Origin of the sequence: Streptomyces sp. S4.7, assembly GCF_010384365.1 — a bacterium.
Classification (GTDB): Bacteria; Actinomycetota; Actinomycetes; order Streptomycetales; family Streptomycetaceae; genus Streptomyces.
The window spans coordinates 6463089-6482598 of the sequence record NZ_CP048397.1; the positions used below are offsets into that span (position 1 = coordinate 6463089).

19 protein-coding genes are annotated in these 19510 nt (G+C 71.2%); 13 read left to right on the top strand and 6 right to left on the bottom strand.

Translation table 11 applies throughout. The features are described 5' to 3' along the window. Window positions 1–492 precede the first annotated feature (492 nt). The 4 genes from SSPS47_RS28820 (at window position 493) to SSPS47_RS28835 (ending at window position 4113) form a co-directional block, all read left to right on the top strand. Window positions 493–1812: an alpha/beta fold hydrolase gene (locus tag SSPS47_RS28820; RefSeq protein WP_164253495.1), complete on the top strand. Its 1320-nt coding sequence runs from the start codon at window positions 493–495 to the stop codon at window positions 1810–1812. Between the two features lie 261 nt (window positions 1813–2073). After that, entirely contained in the window at window positions 2074–2706 is a 633-nt protein-coding gene (locus SSPS47_RS28825; protein ID WP_147874934.1) for an MBL fold metallo-hydrolase, read from the top strand. A gap of 75 nt (window positions 2707–2781) precedes the next feature. After that, a complete protein-coding gene (locus SSPS47_RS28830) occupies window positions 2782–3561 on the top strand; it encodes an exodeoxyribonuclease III (protein ID WP_147874933.1) in 780 nt (259 codons plus the stop codon). 111 nt (window positions 3562–3672) lie between these two features. Next, the gene (locus tag SSPS47_RS28835; protein ID WP_164253496.1) at window positions 3673–4113 is read left to right on the top strand and encodes a DUF6278 family protein; all 441 of its coding nucleotides are present in this window, start codon (window positions 3673–3675) and stop codon (window positions 4111–4113) included. A 479-nt stretch (window positions 4114–4592) separates the two neighbouring features. Here SSPS47_RS28835 and SSPS47_RS28840 read toward each other — a convergent pair whose 3' ends face one another. Together SSPS47_RS28840 and SSPS47_RS28845 are read right to left on the bottom strand one after the other, a co-directional pair. Beyond that, a complete protein-coding gene (locus SSPS47_RS28840) occupies window positions 4593–4766 on the bottom strand; it encodes a hypothetical protein (RefSeq protein ID WP_164253497.1) in 174 nt (57 codons plus the stop codon). A gap of 40 nt (window positions 4767–4806) precedes the next feature. Then, a complete protein-coding gene (locus SSPS47_RS28845; protein WP_147874931.1) occupies window positions 4807–5550 on the bottom strand; it encodes a hypothetical protein in 744 nt (247 codons plus the stop codon). Window positions 5551–5753: 203 nt separating this feature from the next. Between SSPS47_RS28845 and ggt the strand changes: the two genes are divergently transcribed. Next, window positions 5754–7583: a gamma-glutamyltransferase gene (gene ggt / locus SSPS47_RS28850; RefSeq protein ID WP_164253498.1), complete on the top strand. Its 1830-nt coding sequence runs from the start codon at window positions 5754–5756 to the stop codon at window positions 7581–7583. 69 nt (window positions 7584–7652) lie between these two features. Here the strand turns inward: ggt and map are convergent, their stop codons facing one another. Beyond that, the gene (map, locus tag SSPS47_RS28855; protein ID WP_164253499.1) at window positions 7653–8420 is read right to left on the bottom strand and encodes a type I methionyl aminopeptidase; all 768 of its coding nucleotides are present in this window, start codon (window positions 8418–8420) and stop codon (window positions 7653–7655) included. A 42-nt stretch (window positions 8421–8462) separates the two neighbouring features. On the opposite strand from map, the gene SSPS47_RS28860 reads away from it, so the two are divergent. From SSPS47_RS28860 to SSPS47_RS28890, 7 genes are all read left to right on the top strand, one after another. Further along, the gene (locus SSPS47_RS28860) at window positions 8463–8714 is read left to right on the top strand and encodes a helix-turn-helix transcriptional regulator (protein WP_147874928.1); all 252 of its coding nucleotides are present in this window, start codon (window positions 8463–8465) and stop codon (window positions 8712–8714) included. 90 nt (window positions 8715–8804) lie between these two features. Beyond that, a complete protein-coding gene (locus tag SSPS47_RS28865; RefSeq protein ID WP_164253500.1) occupies window positions 8805–9185 on the top strand; it encodes a PPOX class F420-dependent oxidoreductase in 381 nt (126 codons plus the stop codon). A gap of 283 nt (window positions 9186–9468) precedes the next feature. Next, window positions 9469–11040 (top strand): hypothetical protein, encoded by a 1572-nt coding sequence (locus SSPS47_RS28870; RefSeq protein ID WP_239065099.1) that lies wholly within the window; start codon window positions 9469–9471, stop codon window positions 11038–11040. Between the two features lie 255 nt (window positions 11041–11295). After that, the gene (locus SSPS47_RS28875) at window positions 11296–12138 is read left to right on the top strand and encodes a nitrilase-related carbon-nitrogen hydrolase (protein WP_164253502.1); all 843 of its coding nucleotides are present in this window, start codon (window positions 11296–11298) and stop codon (window positions 12136–12138) included. Between the two features lie 86 nt (window positions 12139–12224). Beyond that, the gene (locus SSPS47_RS28880) at window positions 12225–13496 is read left to right on the top strand and encodes an aspartate aminotransferase family protein (RefSeq protein ID WP_164255128.1); all 1272 of its coding nucleotides are present in this window, start codon (window positions 12225–12227) and stop codon (window positions 13494–13496) included. 69 nt (window positions 13497–13565) lie between these two features. Then, entirely contained in the window at window positions 13566–14969 is a 1404-nt protein-coding gene (gene hydA / locus SSPS47_RS28885) for a dihydropyrimidinase (protein ID WP_164253503.1), read from the top strand. Between the two features lie 20 nt (window positions 14970–14989). Beyond that, window positions 14990–15988 (top strand): TIGR03842 family LLM class F420-dependent oxidoreductase, encoded by a 999-nt coding sequence (locus SSPS47_RS28890; protein ID WP_164253504.1) that lies wholly within the window; start codon window positions 14990–14992, stop codon window positions 15986–15988. 96 nt (window positions 15989–16084) lie between these two features. Here the strand turns inward: SSPS47_RS28890 and SSPS47_RS28895 are convergent, their stop codons facing one another. The 3 genes from SSPS47_RS28895 to SSPS47_RS28905 form a co-directional block, all read right to left on the bottom strand. Then, window positions 16085–17137, bottom strand: a complete 1053-nt coding sequence (locus SSPS47_RS28895) for a biotin/lipoate A/B protein ligase family protein (RefSeq protein WP_164253505.1) — start codon at window positions 17135–17137, stop codon at window positions 16085–16087. Window positions 17138–17247: 110 nt separating this feature from the next. Next, complete coding sequence (locus tag SSPS47_RS28900) at window positions 17248–17916, bottom strand: permease prefix domain 1-containing protein (RefSeq protein ID WP_164255130.1); 669 nt, start codon at window positions 17914–17916, stop codon at window positions 17248–17250. Window positions 17917–17957: 41 nt separating this feature from the next. Further along, window positions 17958–18308 (bottom strand): helix-turn-helix transcriptional regulator, encoded by a 351-nt coding sequence (locus SSPS47_RS28905; protein WP_164253506.1) that lies wholly within the window; start codon window positions 18306–18308, stop codon window positions 17958–17960. Between the two features lie 84 nt (window positions 18309–18392). On the opposite strand from SSPS47_RS28905, the gene SSPS47_RS28910 reads away from it, so the two are divergent. After that, complete coding sequence (locus tag SSPS47_RS28910) at window positions 18393–18851, top strand: DUF2269 family protein (protein WP_164255132.1); 459 nt, start codon at window positions 18393–18395, stop codon at window positions 18849–18851. Window positions 18852–19510: the final 659 nt, after the last annotated feature.

Here is a 19510-nt window from a genome sequence, read left to right on the forward strand (position 1 = left end):
ATGACCGCCCGGTCGCGGAAAGCCCCGGGAACGGCACGTCGAATCGCGAACGGATTGCTCATCGAGGCGACGGCGGTACACATGCGCCGTGGGAATCAATGGGGCGGCGTCCCCCGACTGTGGCGCTCCATACAGCGAAGGTTCGGCCACGGAGCTTGGTCGGCACTGTTCCGCGACTTGGCGCCGACTTGCCAACAACTCGCGGCGGTCACAACCGGCGTGGGTGAACCCGGAATCGATGAATGGAAATTGCCGAATCACATCGGCCGCGAATGCTCTCCCGGTGTTCCGGAGCCGGCGTTCCGAGTCGCCGGACACCGGTCGGTCGGCCGCGAGGAGGCTGTCGCGGTGCGCGGCGCCGGGCCGCCGCGACCCGCGCGACCGGCAGGCCGTGTGGAGGATCTCCGTTCGGCGTGGCGGTGGTTGGGGAGGTCCCGCGAGTCTCTCCGCCCCCCTCCCGTCCGCGATCGAGGGGTGTGGGAGCGTGAGCGGGTGAGCGAGACGACCACGAAGACCTTGCAATACCGCGTCGACGGGCCAGAAGACGCACCGACCCTGATCTTGGGTCCCTCTCTCGGTACGACCTGGCACATGTGGGACAGGCAGACGCCCGAGCTGGCGAAACACTGGCGCGTACTCCGTTTCGACCTGCCCGGTCACGGCGGCGCGCCCGCGCACCCCGCCACCGGCGTGCCCGAGCTGGCGGACCGGCTGCTCGCCACGCTCGACGGTCTCGGCGTGCAGCGCTTCGGTTACGTCGGCTGCTCCATCGGCGGCGCGATCGGCGCGGAGCTGGCGCTGCGCCGCCCGGACCGGGTCGCGTCACTCGCCCTGGTGGCCTCGTCCCCGCGGTTCGGGACGGCGGACGAGTTCCGCCAGCGCGGCGTCATCGTCCGTACGAACGGACTCGACCCGATGGCCCGCTCGGCGCCCGAACGCTGGTTCACGGCCGGTTTCGCCGCCGCGCAGCCCGCGATCGTGGAGTGGGCTGTCCAGATGGTCCGCACGACCGACCCGGGCTGCTACATGGCCGCGTGCGAGGCCCTGGCGGCCTTCGACGTACGGGCGGAGCTGGGCCGGATAGGTGTGCCGACCCTCGTCCTGGTCGGCGCCGAGGACAAGGTCACCGGCCCCGCCGAGGCCCGCACGCTGGTCGCCGGGATACCGGACGCGCGGCTCGCGCTGGTGCCGGGAGCCTCGCACCTGGCGCCCGTCGAGCAGCCCGCCGCCGTCACGGACCTGCTCGTGCGCCATTTCTCCACCGCCTGGCAGAACCCCTCCGACACCTCGACCGGCCTGACGGTGCTGCCCGACTGGGCCACCTACCCGGGCCCGGGGACGCCCGCCGGCCCGCCGACCCTGTCGCCGATGACCGCCCCCGTCGCCGAGATCGCCTCCGCCGAGCAGCCGCAGGCTGTGGCGGCAGTGCGCCCGGATCAGTACGAGACGGGCATGCGGGTCCGCAGGGAGGTCGTCGGTGACGCCCACGTCGACCGGGTCATGGCCGGTACGGACGACTTCGCCGGCGACTTCCAGGAGCTCCTCACCCGCTACGCCTGGGGCGAGGTGTGGAACAGGGAGGGGCTGGACCGCCGCAGCCGCAGCTGTGTCTCGCTGACGGTACTCGTCGCGGGCGGGCACCTCGACGAACTCGCCGTCGAGACCAGGGCGGCGCTGCGCAACGGGCTGACCCCGGCCGAGATCAAGGAAGTGCTGATCCAGGCGGCCGTCTACTGCGGTTTCCCGGCGGCTACAGCGGCGTTCCGCGTCGTCGGCGCGGTCGTCCAGGAGGAGACCACTCCCGAGGGCTAGGGTCTGTCGTTCGGATCTTGCCGGGCTCGCGGTCCCTGGCACGCACGCCCGCCGCGTTGTCGTCGGTCGGCATGGCGCCCTCCTGCGCCTTGCGGTCGCACGCACCAGACCCCGCTCCCTGATCCGGCCTGATCCAAACGACAGGCCCTGGTCGCACCACTCCCGTTTGCCCTCGTGGTGGTGCGTGTCGACCATGGGATACGCGATACCGGTGGTTGTAACGGAACGCCGTCCAGGAATCCGCAACACGAGGTGGTCACGGTGAAGCTCACCAAGAAGTCCCACGCCTGTGTCCGGCTGGAGAAGGAGGGGCGCACGCTCGTCGTCGACCCCGGCGTCTTCAGTGAGGAGGACGCGGCGCTCGGCGCCGACGCCGTCCTCATCACGCACGAGCACCCCGACCACTTCGACGAGGGCAGGCTGCGGACCGCTCTCGAAGCGGACCCGGCCACCGAGATCTGGACCCTGCGCAGCGTCGCCGAGCAGCTCTCGGCGGCCTTTCCGGGGCGTGTGCACACCGTGGGGCACGGCGACACGTTCGCCGCGGCGGGCTTCGACGTACAGGTGCACGGCGAACTCCACGCGGTGATCCACCCCGATCTGCCGCGGGTCACCAACGTCGGTTATCTGGTGGACGGTTCGCTCTTCCATCCCGGCGACGCCTTCACCGTTCCCGACCGTCCCGTCGAGACGCTGATGGTCCCGGTGCACGCGCCGTGGAACAAGATCTCCGAAGTGATCGACTACGTACGCGAGGTCAAGCCGCGGCGCACCTTCGACATCCACGACGCGCTGCTCACCGATCTGGCGCTGCCCCTGTACGACGGCCATGTCGGGCGCCTCGGGGGCTCCGGCCACGCCAGGCTGGCGCCCGGTGAGGCCACCGAACTGTGAGGCCGGCGACCTGTGGCGCCGCCCCGGTGATCGCCGGAACGGTCACTGTCGGACCTCGCGGATAGGCTGTCGTCCATGCGCATCGCCACCTGGAACGTCAATTCGATCACTGCCCGGCTGCCGCGTCTGCTGGCGTGGCTGGAGAGCACGGGCACGGACGTGCTGTGCGTCCAGGAGACCAAGAGCACCCTGGAGCAGTTCCCCGCCGACGCCTTGCGCGAGCTGGGTTACGAGTCCGCGGTCAACGCGACCGGCAGGTGGAACGGAGTCGCGCTGATCTCGCGTGTCGGTCTCGACGACACCGTCAAGGGCCTGCCCGGCGGGCCGGAGTACGAGGGCGTCGAGGAGCCCCGCGCGATCTCCGCGACCTGCGGTGGCGTCCGGGTCTGGTCGGTCTACGTGCCCAACGGCCGCGAGGTCGCGCATGATCACTACGCGTACAAGCTGCGCTGGCTGGAGGCGCTGCGCGCGGCCGTCGCCGAGGACAGCGCGGGGCAGCGGCCGTTCGCCGTCCTCGGCGACTTCAACGTCGCGCCGACCGATCAGGACGTGTGGGACCCGGCGCTCTTCGAGGGCGCCACCCATGTCACCCCCGACGAGCGTGCCGCTCTCGCCGCTCTCCGTGACGGCGGTCTGACGGATGTGATGCCGCGACCGCTCAAGTACGACCAGCCGTACACTTTCTGGGACTACCGCGAACTCCGGTTCCCGAAGAACCGGGGTATGCGGATCGACCTCGTCTACGGCAACGGGCCCTTCACCGCCGCCGTCAAGGACAGTTATGTCGACCGTGAAGAGCGCAAGGGCAAGGGTGCTTCGGACCATGCTCCGGTCGTCGTCGATCTCGACCTCTGATGTTCCGGGGGCCGGGCCGGCATCGTCGGGTCTGGCCCTGGGCATTCTGCCTCTGATACCGCCCGCGTGCCCTGAGGTGCGCGGGTACGGGGAAATGGCAGGCTGAGTGGTATGAACATCCCTTTCTTGGACAACTGGCGCAAACGCAACGGTGCTGATGAGGGGGAGTCGTTGGCATCCGTCGTGGGCGGCGACGCGGAAGGCGTGGCCGAGCTGCTCTCCGAGTGTGAGCTCCTGCGTGTCCGGGCAGGGCGGTCCGGTCTCGAACTGGACGATTCCCCGGCTTCCTTGGAGGCTCTGGACCAGCTGCCGCCGCACTGGCGCGACGACCCGGAGGAGCTGCCCTGGCTCGGCAACGACGCGGGGCTGTACCTCGGTACGGTCATCGTGCGTACGGTCGAAGGGGCGGCGTGGCACATCTGGCCCGGTGGTCACCCCGTCGTACGGCTCGTCTCCGGCCGGGAGATCCAGGTCGTGGAAGCCGGTCTGGACTGGGCCGTCAACGGCGCCCCCGAACTGTCGCAGGTGTACGCGGAGGCGGCCGAGGCGTGAGCGCAACTCCACCCCTTGGGCGTTAATACGGCTTATGCCCGATTTATGCGTGTCGGGTGTGAAGTCCCTTGTCAGGCTGGATAGTTTGCGCTGACCTCGACATCGCCGAGAACGGGGAGGGCAGCGCATGGCCGTCGACCACGGTCCGACGGGCAGTCCGCGGCGGGAGCCGCGGTCGATCTCACGACCCACCCGCACACGGCCGAACGGATCCCCCGGTCAGGGAGTTCGGATGCGCGGACGAGCTCATCGCGCCGAATCTGGACTACGATTTGTCGTTCATCCCCATGGTGACGGTGGTCTCGACAGCAGAGACCACGGATGCCGCGCCGGTCTCGGGTGCCACCCGGGAGTCCGTACGCGTCCGCCGTGCCCCGCGCTCGCGGGGATGGTCCCGCCGCCGCCCGAGGTGCGGTAGCTCAAGGGACACGGCCCGCCTCCCGCCACTCGCGGGGGGACCCTCTGGCAGCAGCCGGAGATCACTTCTCGCGCCACGGGACCGACCGGCACCACGGGTCGGGCGTGGACGGGGAGAAGGTCAGCTGTGCGCCGGGAGGGCCGTGCTCGACATGGAGCGGGCCCGCGTCGTCGCCACGTACGACGAGGGTGTCGCTCTTGTCCCCCATCGATTCCCGCACCCATGTCGCATCCAATTCGCCTCCATTTCGCACCCGTCCCGCACCGGGCCGCGCCTCAGCCGGCTGCCCGGTGCGAGGTGCGTACGACAGGGGCGGGCTCCTGCGCCGCCCTGGTGACGTCCGAGACCAGCTCGACCACATCGGGACCGTACGCCTGCGAGTTGACGACCTTCAGCAGCAGACAGAACGAGTCGCGGCCGTGCTTCCGCGACAGCTTCTCGTGGTGCCTGGCCAGATAGCGCGAGGCCGCCTGGTTGGTGATGGCCCGCTGCCCGCAGAAGAGGAAGACCGGCCGGGACTCCTGACCGGCGGTCAGGCGCGCCAGGATGACGTACTCCGCGACCCCCGGCTCCGCGCGGTAGCGCTCGCTGCCTATCTGGAAGGCCCCGCGGTCCGGACCCGGATCCGGATCCGTGTTGATCTTCACGCCGGGCAGCAGTGAGGACAGATGGGCGGCCATCCGGCGGTTCGACGCCGGACCGCCCAGACAGAACTCCGTACGCTCCCCGAACCCCTGTTGCGCGGAGTCGTGCTGGACTATCTGCGCGTGCGCGCCGCAGTCCTTGATCAGCGCGGACATCTCCAGCAGCGCGAAGACGTCATGACGGTGGACGGCGCCGTCGCCGCCCGCCTCCCGGTTGACGACCAGCAGGCACTCGGAGTTGCCGGGCAACCCGAAGAACGCCTGCTTCCTGCGCAGCTTGCGGCGCCACAGATAGGTCCGGGCCATCCAGCCGAGGGCGGCGCTGATGCCGGTGGCGAGCACCCCGAGAACGATATTGCGTACGTCGTCTGTCATGGGCGCGCATGTTAGCGGGACGACGCCGTCCCGGACACGGCGCACGGGGTTCACGGGCCGCGGACGCGGCCCGTGAAGGAGATCGAGGACGAACCGGCCGGCGGACCTCCCCGGTGAACCCTTCATGTCGTAGCACCAATGGTTCTGGCGGGGCGCGAGCGGTGAAGTTACGCTCCGCGGACGGACGTCCACCGGAGGTACAGATGCCCCGCCCCGCCTCACGCACCGCACGCAACGTCTCGGTCGTGGCTCTCGCCGCCGCCATGCTCTCGGTGGGCGCCGCGGCGCCTCCTACGAAGGCGTCGGCGAAACCGCCGACCGGTACTCCCGCCAAGACGCCCTTCGCCGTCGGCTACGGCGGAGCCGTGTCGAGCGTCGACAAGGACGCGTCCGCGGCGGGCATCGAGGTGCTGCGGCGCGGCGGCAACGCCGTGGACGCGGCGGTGGCCACCGCCGCCGCGCTCGGTGTCACCGAGCCCTACTCGGCCGGTATCGGCGGTGGCGGCTACTTCGTCTACTACGACGCCGCGTCCCGCTCCGTCCACACCGTCGACGGCCGCGAGACCGCGCCCAGGTCCGCCGACGCCACCCTCTTCCAGGAGGACGGCAAGCCGATCCCCTTCGCCGAGGGCATGACGAGCGGACTCGGCGTCGGTACGCCGGGCACCCCGGCCACCTGGGAGCGGGCGCTCGACTCCTGGGGCAGCAGGCCGCTGCGGCAGTTGCTGGCGCCCGCCGAGCGGCTGGCGAAGGACGGCTTCACCGTCGACGAGACGTTCCGCTCCCAGACCGCGTCGAACCAGGCCCGGTTCGCCGACTTCCCCGCCTCGGCCGAACTGTTCCTGCCCGGCGGTCAACTGCCCGTGACCGGTTCGGTGTTCAAGAACCCCGACCTGGCCCGTACGTACGCGGAACTGGGCAGGCGCGGCACCGACGCGCTCTACCGGGGCGACCTCGCCCGCGACATCGTGCGCACCGTCCGCAACCCGCCCGTCGACCCGGACGCCACCCGCAACGTGCGGCCGGGCGATCTGACGACCGGCGACCTGGCCGCGTACCGGACGAAGCGGCAGGCGCCGACGAAGATTTCCTACCGAGGGCTCGACGTCTACGGTATGGCGCCGTCGTCCTCCGGCGGCACGAGCGTCGGTGAGGCGCTCAACATCCTGGAGAACACCGACCTGAGGCGGGCCTCGCAGAAGCAGTATCTGCACCGCTTCATCGAGGCGAGCCGGATCGCCTTCGCCGACCGGGGGCGCTGGCTCGGCGACCCGGCCTTCGAGGACGTCCCCACCAAGGGCCTGCTGTCGCAGCCCTTCGCGGACTCGCGCGAGTGCCTCATCAAGGACGACGTGGCCCTCAAGAGCCCGCTCGCGCCGGGCGACCCGGCAAACCCGGTGGCGTGCGCGCCGGGCGGTACGGCGGCGCCGACGACGTACGAGGGGGAGAACACCACCCATCTGACGGCCGCCGACAAGTGGGGCAACGTCGTCGCCTACACGCTGACCATCGAGTCGACCGGCGGCAGCGGCATCACCGTGCCGGGCCGGGGCTTCCTCCTCAACAACGAGCTGACGGACTTCTCGTTCGCCGCGGCGAACGCGGCCGTCCACGACCCGAACCTGCCCGGCCCCGGCAAGCGGCCGAGGTCGTCCATCTCCCCGACGATCGTGCTCGACGACCGTGACCGGCCGCTCGTGGCGCTGGGCTCACCCGGCGGCGCGACCATCATCACGACCGTCCTCCAGACGCTCACCGGTCATCTGGACCGGGGTCTGCCGCTGGTGGACGCGATCGCCGCGCCCCGCGCCAGCCAGCGCAACTCCGCGACGACGGAGCTGGAGCCGGGTCTCTACGACAGCCCGCTGCGCGGCCAACTCGAAGCACTGGGGCACGCGTTCACCAAGAACCCGGAGATCGGCGCCGCGACGGGCGTCCAGCGGCTGCCCGACGGCCGCTGGGTGGCGGCGGCGGAGAAGGACCGCAGGGGCGGCGGCTCCGCGATGGTGGTCCACCCGGCGAACCGGCCCTGACCCGCCTTTCCCCGGTCGCCGGACGGCTCATGAGCCCCTCCGGCGACCGGGGACGGCCCGGTCACGGACCTACAGCAGTGTCAGGATCCTTGGGCCCTCGTCGGTGATCGCCACCGTGTGCTCCGCGTGGGCCGCGCGGCTGCCGTCGGTCGTACGGATCGACCAGCCGTCACGCGCCGTGTAGTGGTCGTCCGTGCCGCCGGCGATCAGCATCGGCTCGATCGCGAGCACCATGCCGTGGCGCAGCGGCACGCCCCTGCCGGGCCTGCCCTCGTTGGGGACGCCCGGGTCCTCGTGCATCGTGCGGCCCACACCGTGGCCGCCGAAGCCGTCCGGGATGCCGTAGCCGGCCGTACGGCAGACGCGGCCGATCGCGTGGGCGATGTCACCGACGCGGTTGCCGACGACGGCCGCCGCGATGCCCGCGTCCAGCGCCTCGAAGGCGGTGTCGACGAGCCGGGTGTCGGCGGGGCGCGCCCGGCCCACGGTGAAGCTGATCGCCGAGTCGCCGACCCAGCCGCCCGACGAGGCTCCGCAGTCGATGCTGACGAGGTCGCCGTCGCGCAGCGCGTAGTCGTCGGGGATGCCGTGCACGATCGTGTCGTTGACCGACGCGCAGACGACGGCGGGGAAGGGGACCGGCGCCCAGTCGGGGCGGTAGTCCAGGAATGGCGACCCGGCGCCCGCCTCGCTCAGCACCGCGCGGGCGGTGCTGTCCAGCTCGCGCAGGGTCACGCCGACGGCAACCGACTCCCGTACCGCGGTGAGCGCCTGTGCGACGATCCGGCCCGCGGCGCGCATGGCGTCCAGCGAAGCGTCCGTTTTGATCTCTACCATTCCAATAACTATACCGGTCGGTAGCGGTATTACAATGACGCCATGGTACGCACCCCACTGACCCCGGAAGAGCGCGAGCGGGGCGAGCGGCTCGGCCGCCTGCTCCGCGAGGCGCGCGGTCCGCGCAGCATGGTCGAGATCGCCGCCGTCTCCGGGCTCTCGCCCGAGACGCTGCGCAAGATCGAGACCGGCCGCGCCCCCACACCCGCCTTCTTCACGGTCGCGGCGCTGGCCGGGGCGCTGGGGCTGTCGATGGACGAGATCGTGACGGCCTGCTCGCCGATGCCGGCCTGATCCCGCGAATCCGTCCGTCCCCCGATCCCCCAATCCCCGACCGTCATCCCGGAATCCGTCCGTCCGGTGGTGCTGCGTAGGCTCGTGGGCATGACTCTCGACGCGCTCCGCCGAAGCCGCTACGTCAGCCTCACCACGTACCGGAAGGACGGCACGGGAGTGGACACCCCGGTCTGGCACGCCGTGGACGGCGGTCTGCTCTACATCTGGACCCGCAGCGACTCCTGGAAGGTCAAGCGGCTCCGTAACAACAGCCGTGTCGTCGTCACGGCGTGCGACGCGCGCGGGCGCACCGCGCCGGGCGCCGCGACCGCCGAGGGCACCGCCCGGCTGCTCGAAGGCGAGGATGCCGCCCAGGTGAACAAGTTCCTCGCCCGCAAATACACCTGGCAGTTCTGGCTCGTCGCGAAGCCGGCCGCGCTCGTACGCCGCGGCAAGCGCGTGCACACGGGAATCGTGGTGAGTTTCTGACGCCTCGTCGGCGCGCCGACTTGTGAAACAACCTTGAGCAGTGACCACGTTTTTTCCTCGGAAACGTGACGTCGGCCACTCGGTGACCACATACTTGAGTGATCGCACCGCACCGTGCGCGAGAATCCCGCGTAGCCGTCACGTAACACGGCTGCGGTTTCATGCCGGCGGGCCGGACGGTTGGCTCAAGGCGGTGCGCGGCAGGGCAGGGGCGGGAAAGACAGCGATGACTAGGCACGAACTTCCGGCGGAAACAGGGGCTTTCGCGCGGTACTTCCGCGGGATGACGGCGCTCCTCGACCCGGACGGCGGCTGGTACGCCGTGTTCAGGCAGCGGGACCCCGAAGGGCTCAGGGCCTGCCTCGACGGTGCCGAAGTACCGCCGTGGGACGTCGTGGAGTCGCTGCTCCACGATCTCGCCGCGAGCCATGAGAACCGGCCGGTCGACCGCGAGACGGCGCGGGCGGGCAGACTGCACGCCGCGTCCGCCGCCGCGCACGACCGGCTCCCCGGCGGCTCCGACGCGCTGCGCGAGCGGCTGCGGCTGATGCAGCACGAACAGGCCACGGCCGCGAGCCGCGCCGACGAGGTGATGCGCCGCCTCCGGCTGGTGGGCGAGGGGTCGCCGGAGGCCGACCAGCTCGAATACGACCTGGCATGGGTCCGCGACGACTACGCGCGCGCCACCGCCCGCTGCGCCGAACTGCACGAGCGTCTGGCGGCCGTCACCGGGCCGCCGAACGCCCAGGCCACACACTCCCCGCAGTCCGCACACGGCACACAGGGCGCACCCGCCCCACGCTCCCCCTCGCCCACGCACGCGGCGCCGGCCGGCCCCGAGTACGGCTCCCCGCAGGCGAGACCCACGGCCGCCGACGGGTGGTACCGGGCCGAGGAGCCTACGGTCGACGACCAGTCGGTTTTCGGCCGTCCCGGCGGCGGCCGGCCCACCCCGCCCGACGAGTGGTTCCGCCCCGAGCCGGGCCGCACCGAGGCCGGTGGCCGGGACGGCCGGCGCGACTCCGCGGGCTGGGGCGGTCCGGACGGCCGCCGGGGTGCCGATGACGAGGGCGACACGGGCTCCAACCCGGCCGTCGGCCCCGAGGATTCACAGGAGATGGCGCAGGTGCCCGGCCAGCGCCGTAAGCAGCGCAAGCAGCGGGGCGTGCGCTTCGCCTTCACCGAAGGCACCGATCCGGCGTCCCCCACCCTCGTACCGCCCTCCGCCACCGCACCGCCGCGCGGTGCCCGCTTCGACGGCTCGTCGGGCTCCGAGCGGACCCGTACGGACGGGCCGGACAGCGGTCTGACGCGGGAGCAGGCCGAGGCGCGCCGCGCCGCCCTCGACACGGTGGCCGTGCTCGTACGGCTGCGGGCCGCCGGCCGCAGCGGTGAGGCGCACGTGGCGCTCTGCGAGGCGGCGGCCAGACCCGCCGAGCAACTGCCCTTCCTCGCCGCCGAACTGCACCGCGCCGAGCTGGGCGCCGACTGGGCGTCGGTGCTGTGGGAGGCGTCGTCGCTGCCGCCCGACCGGCTCGCGGCGGCGGCGAGCGCGCTCGCCATGGCCGGCCGCGACGCGGACTGCGGTGTACTGCTGCGCCAGGCCGTCTCCCGGCCCGCCGAGGACATCGGCGACGCGGCCCTCGCCCTCGGCGACGCGGGCCGCGCCGGGGAGGTCCAGGCGCTGCTCGGCGCGTTCGTCCGCGCCCGTTCGCCCGAGGACGCGGCACGCATCGCGGCGGCGGACCCGTCGCGCCTGGTCCCGTGGCTGCTCGAAGCGGCGCGAAACATCTCCACCGGGCACGAACGCGATCTTGCCCGTGCGCTGCGGAGCGCGGGCAGGGGCGGGGCCTGACGGGGCCGGGTACGCCGGGCTCCGGCCCGGCCGGACCGCTACGGCGGCGGCGCCCGGACGACCTGTGGACCGGGCGGGTGCGAATCATGATCGACTCTGCGGCTTGACAGCGATGGTCTTGCCCCCGTGGGACGGCGGGCTTAGGTTCTCCTCCTACGCACCATATCTACGGGCGTAGAAAGCGCTCGAAAGGCGCTTGGAACGCGCTCGGGAAACGCCCAGCAAACGCTCGACCTTCCGCCGAAGGAGCAGCTCGTGGCCAGAGTCGTACGCGCCGCACTCGTCCAGGCGACCTGGACCGGCGACACCGAATCCATGATCGCCAAGCATGAGGAGCACGCCCGTGAGGCGGCCCGGCAAGGCGCCAAGGTCATCGGTTTCCAGGAGGTGTTCAACGCCCCCTACTTCTGCCAGGTGCAGGAGCCCGAGCACTACCGGTGGGCCGAGGCCGTCCCCGACGGACCGACCGTGACCCGGATGCGGGCCCTGGCGCAGGAGACCGGAATGGTCGTCGTCGTGCCGGTGTTCGAGCTTGAGCAGTCCGGGTTCTACTACAACACCGCGGCCGTCATCGACGCCGACGGCTCGTACCTCGGCAAGTACCGCAAGCACCACATCCCGCAGGTCAAGGGCTTCTGGGAGAAGTACTACTTCAAGCCCGGAAACGCGGGCTGGCCCGTCTTCGACACCGCCGTCGGCAAGGTCGGCGTGTACATCTGCTACGACCGGCACTTCCCGGAGGGCTGGCGCCAACTCGGCCTGAACGGCGCCGAGCTGGTCTACAACCCGTCGGCCACCTCGCGCGGTCTCTCCAGCTATCTGTGGCAGCTCGAACAGCCCGCCGCCGCCGTCGCCAACGAGTACTTCGTCGCCGCGATCAACCGCGTCGGCCAGGAGGAGTACGGCGACAACGACTTCTACGGGACGTCGTACTTCGTCGACCCGCGCGGCCAGTTCGTCGGCGAGCCCGCGAGCGACAAGGCCGAGGAACTGGTCGTCAGGGACCTGGACTTCGGGGTCATCGACGAGGTCCGCCAGCAGTGGGCGTTCTACCGGGACCGCCGCCCGGACGCGTACGAGGGGCTGGTGCAGCCGTGACGGAGGCACCCGCCGGTCCGGCCGCCGTCCCGGCCGGCCCCGGTCCCTCGTCCCACGACGCGGCCGTACGCCTCCCCGCCACCGATCTGCACGGCAGGCACCGCGCCGTCCTCCCCGACTGGCTGGCCCTCTACTACCGGCGGCCCATCGAACTCACCCACGGCGAGGGCCGTCACGTCTGGGACGCCGAGGGCAACCGCTACCTCGACTTCTTCGGCGGCATCCTCACGACCATGACCGCCCACGCCCTCCCCGAGGTCACCAAGGCGGTCGCCGAGCAGGCCGGGCGGATCATCCACTCGTCCACGCTCTACCTCAACCGCCCGATGGTGGAGTTCGCCGAGCGCGTCGCCGCCCTCTCCGGCATCCCGGACGCGCGGGTCTTCGTCACCACCTCCGGCACCGAGGCCAACGACACGGCCCTGCTGCTCGCGACCGCGTACCGCCGCTCCAACCAGATCCTCGCGATGCGCAACAGCTACCACGGCCGGTCCTTCTCCACCGTGTCCGTCACCGGCAACAGCAGTTGGTCCCCGACGAGCCTCTCGCCGCTCCAGACGCTGTACGTGCACGGCGGTGTCCGCACCCGGGGCCCGTACGCGCACCTGTCCGACACGGACTTCATCGCCGCGTGCGTCGCCGACCTGGAGGACCTGCTCGGGCACACCCGGGTGCCCGCCGCGCTGATCGCCGAGCCGATCCAGGGCGTCGGCGGATTCACCTCACCGCCGGACGGTCTGTACGCCGCGTTCCGCGAAGTCCTCGACCGGCACGGCATCCTGTGGATCAGCGACGAGGTGCAGACCGGCTGGGGCCGCACCGGTGAGCACTTCTGGGGCTGGCAGGCGCACGCCGAGAACGGCCCGCCCGACATCCTCACCTTCGCCAAGGGCATCGGCAACGGCATGTCCATCGGCGGTGTCGTCGCCCGCGCCGAGATCATGAACTGCCTTGACGCCAACTCCATTTCGACCTTCGGCGGCAGCCCGGTCACGATGGCGGCCGGGGTGGCCAATCTCGCGTACCTCCTGGAGCACGACCTCCCCGGCAACGCGCGCCGCGTCGGCGGCCTGCTGATCGAGCGGCTGCGCGCCGCGGGCGCCGGCGTCCCCGCCGTACGGGAGGTGCGCGGACGCGGCCTGATGATCGGCATCGAACTCGTCAAGCCGGGCACCGACGAGGCGAACCCGGAGGCCGCCGCGGCTGTCACCGAGGCGGCACGCGAGGCCGGCCTGCTGATCGGCAAGGGCGGCGGGCACGACTCCAGCGTGCTGCGCGTCGCCCCGCCGCTGTCCCTCACGGTCGCGGAGGCCGAGGAGGGCGCGGCGATCCTCGAACGCGCCCTGGACAGCGTCTAGTCGCCGCCGTTCGCCGTTCGCCCCAGCCATGTCACGTTCACGTTCCGTCCTGTCACGGAGGGCCAAGTCATGAGTAAACGCACGCTCGTCCGCGGCGGTCTGGTCATCACCGCCGCCGACGAGGTCCACGCCGATGTGCTGACCGAGGACGGCCGTATCGTCGCACTCGCCGCGGGCGGCTCCGACGTCGCCGCGAGCTGGACCGCGGACCGGGTCATCGACGCCACCGACAGGTACGTCATCCCCGGCGGCGTCGACGGCCATACGCACATGGAGATGCCGTTCGGCGGGACCTTCGCCGCCGACACCTTCGAGACCGGCACCCGCGCCGCCGCCTGGGGCGGTACCACGACCATCGTGGACTTCGCCATCCAGTCACCCGGCCAGGCGCTGCGCGAAGGGCTCGACGCCTGGTACGCCAAGGCGGACGGCAACTGCGCCATCGACTACGGCTTCCACATGATCCTCGCCGACGTCAACGAGGATTCCCTCAAGGAGATGGACCTCCTCGTCCAGGAGGGCATCACCTCCTTCAAGCTGTTCATGGCCTACCCCGGCGTGTTCTACAGCGACGACGGCAAGATCCTGCGCGCCATGCAACGGGCTTCCCACAACGGGGGGTTGATCATGATGCATGCCGAGAACGGCATCGCGATCGACGTCCTCGTCGAGCAGGCCCTCGCCGCCGGCCGCACTGACCCCCGCCAGCACGGCGAGGTCCGCAAGGTGCTGCTGGAGGCCGAGGCGACACACCGCGCGATCCAGCTCGCCCGCGTCGCCGACGCGCCCCTGTACGTCGTGCACGTGTCCGCCGAGGAGGCCGTCGCCGAGCTGGCCGCCGCCCGCGACAAGGGACTTCCGGTCTTCGGCGAGACCTGCCCGCAGTACCTCTTCCTGTCCACCGACAATCTCGCCGAGCCGGACTTCGAGGGCGCCAAGTACGTCTGCTCGACCCCGCTGCGGCCCCGCGAACACCAGTCCGCACTCTGGCGCGGACTGCGCACCGACGACCTCCAGGTCGTCTCCACCGACCACTGCCCGTTCTGCTTCAACGGGCAGAAGGAGATGGGCCGCGGCGACTTCTCCAAGATCCCCAACGGGCTGCCGGGCGTCGAGCACCGGATGGATCTCCTCCACCAGGCCGTCGTCGACGGGCACATCTCCCGGCGCCGCTGGATCGAGATCGCCTGCGCGAGCCCCGCCCGGATGTTCGGTCTGTATCCCAAGAAGGGCACCATCGCGCCGGGCGCCGACGCCGACATCGTCATCTACGACCCGCACGCGGAACAGACCCTGTCCGCCCGGACGCACCACATGGACGTCGACTACTCGGTGTACGAGGGCAAGCGGATCACCGGACAGGTCGAGACCGTGCTCTCCCGCGGCGAGGTCGTCATCGACGGCCGCAAGTACACCGGGCGCCCTGGACACGGCAGTTACACCCCCCGCTCCACCTGTCAGTACCTCACCTGAATGTTGGGAGTGGCCCCGCCATGGATTTCGGACTCGTCCTCCAGACCGACCCGCCGGCGTCGGCGGTCGTCGGCCTCATGCGGCGCGCCGAGCGCAACGGCTTCCGGTACGGCTGGACCTTCGACTCCGCCGTGCTGTGGCAGGAGCCGTTCGTCATCTACAGCCGCATCCTCGAACACACCACCAAACTGATCGTCGGGCCGATGGTCACCAACCCGGGCACCCGCACCTGGGAGGTGACCGCGTCCACCTTCGCCACGCTCAACGAGATGTACGGCAACCGCACCGTGTGCGGCATCGGCCGCGGCGACTCCGCGATGCGGGTCGCCGGCCGCCCGCCCAACACGCTCGCGCGGCTCGGTGAGGCGATCGACGTCATCCGCGAACTCGCCGAGGGGCGCGAGGCGTTGGTGGACGGCAATCCGATCCGGCTGCCCTGGGTGCGGGACGGGAAGCTGCCGGTGTGGATGGCCGCGTACGGGCCGAAGGCTCTTGCCATGGCCGGCGCCAAGGCCGACGGCTTCATCCTCCAGCTCGCCGACCCCTATCTCACCGAGACCATGGTCAACGCCGTCCGTACGGCCGCCTCCGACGCCGGACGCGACCCGGACTCCGTCACCATCTGCGTCGCCGCCCCCGCCTACGTCGGCGACGACCTGGCGCACGCCCGCGACCAGTGCCGCTGGTTCGGCGGAATGGTCGGCAACCACGTCGCGGATCTGGTGAGCCGCTACGGCGAGCACTCCGACCTGGTGCCCGACGCCCTCACCACGTACATCAAACAGCGCGAGGGGTACGACTACAGCCACCACGGCCGCGCCGGGAACCCGTCCACGGACTTCGTGCCCGACGACATCGTGGACCGCTTCTGCCTGCTCGGCCCGGCCGAGGCGCACATCGAGAAGCTGAAGACGCTACAGGCCCTGGGTGTCGACCAGTTCGCCCTCTACAACATGCACGACGCGAAGGAGGCGACGATCGACACCTACGGCTCCGAGATCATCCCCGCGCTGGCCTGAGCCTCTGCCGGGGGCCCGTCCGACGGGCGCCGCGCGGTGACGGTCCACCGCGCGGCCGCGCCCCGGTGCCGGCGGGCCCGGCCGCCCGCGCCCCGGCTACGGCACGCGCGCCGTCCACCGGGCCGTGCCGAACTTCGTCTCGGCCAGCTCCCGCGCCCGTGCCATCTCCTCGTCGGTGACCTTCCCCTCCGTCAGGCCGTACCGCCCGCGGAATGACCCGACCATCCGCTCGATGACCGCCTCGCGCGGCAGCCCCGTCTGGCGGCGCAGCGGGTCCACCCGCTTCGCCGCGCTGCGCGTGCCCTTGTCGGAGAGCTTCTCCTTGCCGATGCGCAGGACTTCGAGCATCTTGGCGGCGTCGATGTCGTACGCCATCGTCACGTGGTGCAGTACGGCGCCGCCGCCCACCACCCGCTTCTGCGCCGCGCCCGCGATCTTGCCCGCCTCGGTGGCGATGTCGTTGAGCGGCTGGTACCAGGCCTTGACCCCCATGTCGCCCAGCGCGCCGAGCACCCAGTCGTCCAGATACGCGTAGCTGTCGGCGAACGTCAGGCCCTGCACGAGGGCGTCGGGGACGGACAGCGAGTACGTGATGGTGTTGCCGGGCTCGATGAACATGGCGCCACCGCCCGAGATCCGCCGTACGACCGTCACGCCGTGCCGCTCGGCCGCCGCCGGGTCCACCTCGTTGCGCAGCGACTGGAAGCTGCCGATCACCACGGCGGGGGAGGCCCACTCCCAGACCCGCAGGGTCGGCGCGCGGCGGCCGGCCGCGACCTCCTGCGTCAGGACCTCGTCCAGGGCCATGTGGAGCGCGGGCGGCTGCGGTTCCATGTGGACGAGCTGCCAGTCGTAGTCCGTCCAGTCGGTGGCGTGCGCCAGCGCGCGCCGGACGGCGATGCCGATGCCCTCACTCGTCAGCCCGTACATCTGGGTGCCGGGCGGCAGCGCCGTCTGGATACGGGCGCCGAGAGCGACCGCGTCGAGGTCGGCGGGCGCGCCTTCGAGCGCCCGGTCGATGGCGTGGATCGCCTCGTCCGGCTCCAGGAAGAAGTCCCCGGAGACCCGGACATCACGCAGGACGCCGTCCCTCGCGTCCAGATCAACCACGACGAGCTTGCCGCCGGGCACCTTGTACTCACCGTGCACCGCTCCGCCTCCACCTCTCGTTGTCTGTGCGCTGCAACGCCGACGGGCGGGCGGATCATCCCGTACCCGCCCCGGATGATCCGCCCGCCCGTCGGGCCGTCCGCACCGTGCTACGTCACCGGCAGGCGCGCGCAGCGGCGGCAGGCGCGGGCCGAGGAGGCCACCATGCCGTGCGAGAGGGCGGTGACCATGGCCGCGAGGGTGACCAGTGGCCAGTTGGTCGCCAGCGGTGACAGCACGGCGAGTGCGAGGGTGGCGACCACCATCGCCACACCCGCCGTCGTGCCGGCCCACGCGACCGCCAGTGGCAGCCGCTCCGGTGTCCGCAGCCCGCGGGCCAGCGCGCCCGTGGCGGCGAGCGCCGCCGCGGCGAGCAGCGTGGCGACGGCCGCGACGGCCGCGAGCTGGACGGCGAGGAGCTGCGCCGTGTGGTGGAGCTGCCAGCCTTGCCCCGCGCTCCAGATCAGATGCCAGCAGGCGATCAGGAACGGGACGGTGAGGGTGACGGACAGTGCGGTCCGCCGGGTCTGCGCGATGGTCAACTCCCGCTGGCAGCTGGGCGCCAACTCCTCGGGGGAGCCGAACTCCCGCACCGCCAGGCGGGCGGCCTCGTCGTAGGGCAGGCCGTCGCGGGTGTGTGCTTCCACCGTGTCGGTGAGTCCGTCCCGTATCTCCTCGATCATCCGGGACTTGGCCCCGACCGGGCCGTGCAGCGCGGCGGACAGGGTCGCGACATGGTCCGCGACCGGGTCGCCGGGTGCGGTGCTCAAGCCCTTCATGCCGTTCGCGTGGTTCACGTGGTTCACGTGGTTCACGTGGTTCATGTCGCGGGCCTCGGCGCCGGGGCGTCGGCGGCCGGGTTCAGGACCGAGCCGATCGCCGTCGTGAACTCGTGCCACGCCGTCCGTTCGCTCTGAAGACTGCCGCGCCCGGCGTCGGTCAGTCGATAGCAGCGCCGTCGCCGTTCGCCGACGGACTCCCAGCTGCTGCCGAGCAGTCCGAGCCGCTCAAGCCTGTTCAGGGCCGGATAGATCGTGCCCGTACGGAGCTGGAGCGCGCCCTCGCTCCGCTCCTGGACCGCCGCGATGATCGCGTAGCCGTGCAGCGGACCGGGTTCGAGCACGGCCAGCAGCAGTCCGTCCAGGTGCCCGCGCACCGCGTCTGTCTTCATGAGTAGACAGCCTACCTATAGAACGCATTGGCGTGGTACCTATTGGCAGCCAACTTATTCATGCGCTCCCCGAAGGGCCCCGCGGTGACCAAGCTGCTGCTGTCCATCCATGTCCTCGCCTCGATCCTGGTGGTCGGGCCGATCGCCGTCGCGGCGTCGATGTTCCCGCGCTACGCGCGCCAGGCGGGGGAGGAGGGACGCCCCTTTGCCGCCGCCGCGCTGCTCCACCGGATCTGCGCCGGCTACGCGATCGTCGGGGTCGCCGTCCCCGTGTTCGGCATCGCCACCGGCGCGCAGCTCGGCGTCCTCACCGACGCCTGGCTCATCGTGTCGATCGTGCTGACGGCGATCGCCGCCGCGATCCTCGCGCTGGCGATCCTGCCCGGCCAGGAGAGCATGATCGAGGCGTCCGAGAAGGGGGAGGGCGCAGACATGGCACGCGCCGCCGCCCGGCTCTCCGGGCTCACCGGCGCCTTCAATCTGCTCTGGGCGGTCGTCGTGGTCCTGATGATCGTGCGCCCCGGATCCACGACCAGCGCCTGATCCGGGGCCCGGTCCGGGAACCCTCGCCGAGTAGCCTGCCGGAGGAGCGGACGGAGGGGAGGGCCCGGCCCCGGGCCCCCGCCCGGACTCTCCCCAGGAACCGTCCCGCGCGCCGACCGGTCCGGCCAGGCGCGAGGAAACAACGAGGTGAGAAGCCGTATGTTCACCACCCGCCCCACCCTCCAGGGCACCTTCGGCATGAAGTTGTCCACCGGGTGGCGCTGACCTGCATCGATGCGGCCTTACCCGCCCCTGACCTGGGCGGATAGGTCTTTCAGCTCTTTCGGGATCGTGCTGCGTTACGCGGTCGATTCTCCCCACGCGCTCCCCAGGGCCGTCGATACTCCCCAGATTCTCCCCAGGAGGTGCCGTTGTGGCGGGGCATGGTGGCACGGGACGTCATGCCACTTGAAGTGCTGCCAAGGGTACGTTGAGCGACTGCCCGCGAGGGCGGGCTCGAGCCTGTCGAGCGAATGAGCGCCAGGCGTGAGCCTGGCTGTGCTTGAGCAGGAGGCAAGTTACAACCCTCCGTCGGAAGCCGACATCTTTCCGATGACGCACCACGTGGAGTGCGTGACGATCCTGGAGCCGGTGGGCAAGGGTGCCTGACCTGCGGTTTTATGCGTGCGCATTATGTGCGGTGTGGGCGTTACGGGCGA